Origin of the sequence: uncultured Romboutsia sp. (genome assembly GCF_958366745.1) — a bacterium.
Lineage (GTDB): Bacteria > Bacillota > Clostridia > Peptostreptococcales > Peptostreptococcaceae > Romboutsia > Romboutsia timonensis.
The window spans coordinates 1-2896 of record NZ_CATXCO010000267.1; the positions used below are offsets into that span (position 1 = coordinate 1).

At 26.6% G+C, this 2896-nt stretch carries 3 protein-coding genes; all 3 read right to left on the reverse strand.

Translation table 11 applies throughout. The annotated features are described in order from the left end of the window. Positions 1 to 1228 (reverse strand): conjugated bile salt MFS transporter (locus tag Q5F54_RS12480; RefSeq protein ID WP_302334531.1); only part of this gene is annotated, 1228 nt, incomplete at its 3' end. Between the two features lie 224 nt (positions 1229 to 1452). Further along, the gene (locus tag Q5F54_RS12485) at positions 1453 to 1884 is read right to left on the reverse strand and encodes a VanZ family protein (protein WP_288526457.1); all 432 of its coding nucleotides are present in this window, start codon (positions 1882 to 1884) and stop codon (positions 1453 to 1455) included. A 190-nt stretch (positions 1885 to 2074) separates the two neighbouring features. Beyond that, positions 2075 to 2896, reverse strand: an 822-nt coding sequence (locus tag Q5F54_RS12490; protein WP_302334532.1) for a sensor histidine kinase KdpD, incomplete at its 5' end; no start/stop codon positions are given.

Consider the following 2896-nt stretch of genomic DNA (forward strand, 5'->3'; position numbering starts at 1 on the left):
TATAAGCTATTATAGTATATATTATAGTAGTTATCCATCCAACAGTCCAACCAAAATTGTCTATTGTTGCACCAAATATAGGGCTACCTATTGCAAATCCTAAAGCGAAAAATATTTGTATTATTCCAAGTATTGCACTATATTCTCTGTCTCCAAATAATACACCAGTCATATATGATGGTCCCATAATATATGCAAATAAAGATATACCAAAACATATTGGGAATACATATCCAAGGAAATTCATATTCGGTATAAATATTAAACATAAGCATGCTATTACAACTAATATTCCTGCAAAAGAATATGATTTAGCTAATCCAAGTTTATCAAATAACATACCACCTAAAATTGAACCAAATATTGAAAATAATCCAAACATAGAAGCTATTCTTGCTGATGGTATTAATAGTATCCCTGCCTCTTCTATACTTTGTAAATATGCTATAAATTGTAATGCTACACCAGAAACATAGAATCCAACAAATATAAAAGATATTCCTATCATCCAAAATTGTGGCATTTTAGTAGCTTCAGAAACTGTATATCCCCAACTTATATGGTGTGTAGCATTTTCATCGCCTTTTTTCTTTTTAGGAATATTAGCTTCTAGTTCTTCCTTAGATTTTGGCATTCTTACAAAGAATATTGATAGTATTAGTGATATAACTAAAGCAATTGCTCCAAATCTTATATAAGCACCTTTATACCCTATTGCTGGATCAGATAACCATTTACCCGCTATCATTTGTAAAAATATATTACCTAAGCCACCACCTGAAAATGCAATCCCCATTGCAGTTCCTTTATTAACCTTAAACCAAGCATTTATAAGAGTTGGAACTCCTATAGATGACATTGTTGCTACACCAACTTGTACTATTCCTGCTAATATATAATAAGCAATTAGATGGTTTCCTGCAAATGCAAATGCCATAAATCCTACACCAACTAAAATAGAAGCAATTATATAAAGTACTTTTACATTAACCTTTGTAAATAGTTTACCTATAAATGGAGAACAGACAGCTGATATTATAGTTCCAATAGTAAACATTAATGAAAATGATGCAAAACTAAACCCTTCTGCCTTTACTACATAGTTTATAAATGTAGGCGGTAAATTTGAACCTACCCCAAACGGTATTGCTTGAACAAGTAAACATACAGCAACAATTACCCAACCATAGAAGAATTTTTTTTGTTTATTATCTTCGTTTGTACTCATAATTTCAGATCCTCCTTACTAAAAATATATTACTATGAAATAATATTGTATATAATTGATAAGTTTTATAAGCAATAAATTATTTCAACTATATTTATATCTTTAGCAATAATATAAAAAAAATGTATATTTTATATTTATTATTTCTTTTTTTAATAAAAAATAGCAATACATTACATATATTACAATGTAATGTATTGCTATTTTTTATTTTTTTAATTAACCTATTTATATTTAACAATGAAAGTAGTAAATACTATACCCATAATACCTCCAGTCGAGTCTATCATTACATCTCTAAACTCACCACTTCTTCCAGGTATGAATAATTGATGAAATTCATCACTACATGCATATAAAAATGTACCTAAAAATGCAATTATTATTGCCTTTTTTATATTGTCTTCATATACTGACATGAATAAAAGTACTGCTAAAATACAGTATGAAAACATATGAGCACATTTTCTTACTATAAACTCACCTATATTAATACTTGTAAGATAGTCCATTATATTACCTATTATTGGCAATTTGCTTATAATATTTATTGTATTTCCAGAATGAATAGATGATATTGATGCTGGTTGATTCGACATATAAAATATTACACCCATCCATATTATAGCTAATGCTATACAAATCTTCTTTCTCATAATAATTCCCTCTTTTTTAATTTACCTATAAAAATTCGCTTAGCTAGAATGATATATTGGCAAACCATTTTGTATTCATCTGCTACTTAAAATTATATCATAAATTTTAGTAATTTCCAAAAAATAGTATAAAAATAAATACTGTATCTTAGTAATTTAATCTATCTAAATTACTAAGATACAGTTATTTTTACAATGAATAAACATCAGAAAATTCTATATTACACTTATCCATTATTGAGTGTTCTTCTATAGAATATATTTTTATATCATCTTCATTATCTATTGTTTTTATAGGAAGATAAAAAATAAATTCTACTCCTGATTCAACTTCAGTGTTAAGCCAAATCTTACCTCCATGTGCTTCTACTAAGCACTTAACTAAATATAGTCCTATTCCACTACCTTCATTTTGTCTTCTTGTATGGTTTTCTATTTGAACAAATTTGTTAAATATTAATTGTGCATCTTTTTTTGATATACTTGGCCCATCATTTTTTAAATGGATATACAATTTTTCTTCTTCTTGCTTAACTTTAATATCTACTTCTATTTGACCATTATCATTTATAAATTTCAAGGAATTTGAAATTAAGTTTAACATTATTTTTTCTATATAACTAGGTCTACAAGCTAAAATTACCTCTTCTTCTTCTGTGTCAAAAACTATACTTCTTTCAGTATTTTTTATATAATCTGCTGCAGATAAAACTATATCCTCAACTACGCTAATAATATTATAGTTATGCATTTCTAATGTATCATGTTTATTATCAAACTTAGTTGAGTCTAAAATATTGTTTACAAGCCTTAATATTCTATATCCATTCTGTTTTAAAATCTTTAAATAGTTAATTATTTTTTCTCTATCCAAGTTAAAATCATTGTTTTCAATTGATGATAATAGTAACTTCGATATCATTAATATTATATTAATAGGTGTTTTAAACTCATGGGACATATTCTCTAAAAAGTTCACTTTTACCATTTCAGATTCTATAGCTTCTTCTAG

Bases quoted from the DNA above. Each gene is read 5' to 3' on its own strand.
- Q5F54_RS12485 (WP_288526457.1), bottom strand. From the start codon at position 1,884: ATGAGAAAGAAGATTTGTATAGCATTAGCTATAATATGGATGGGTGTA.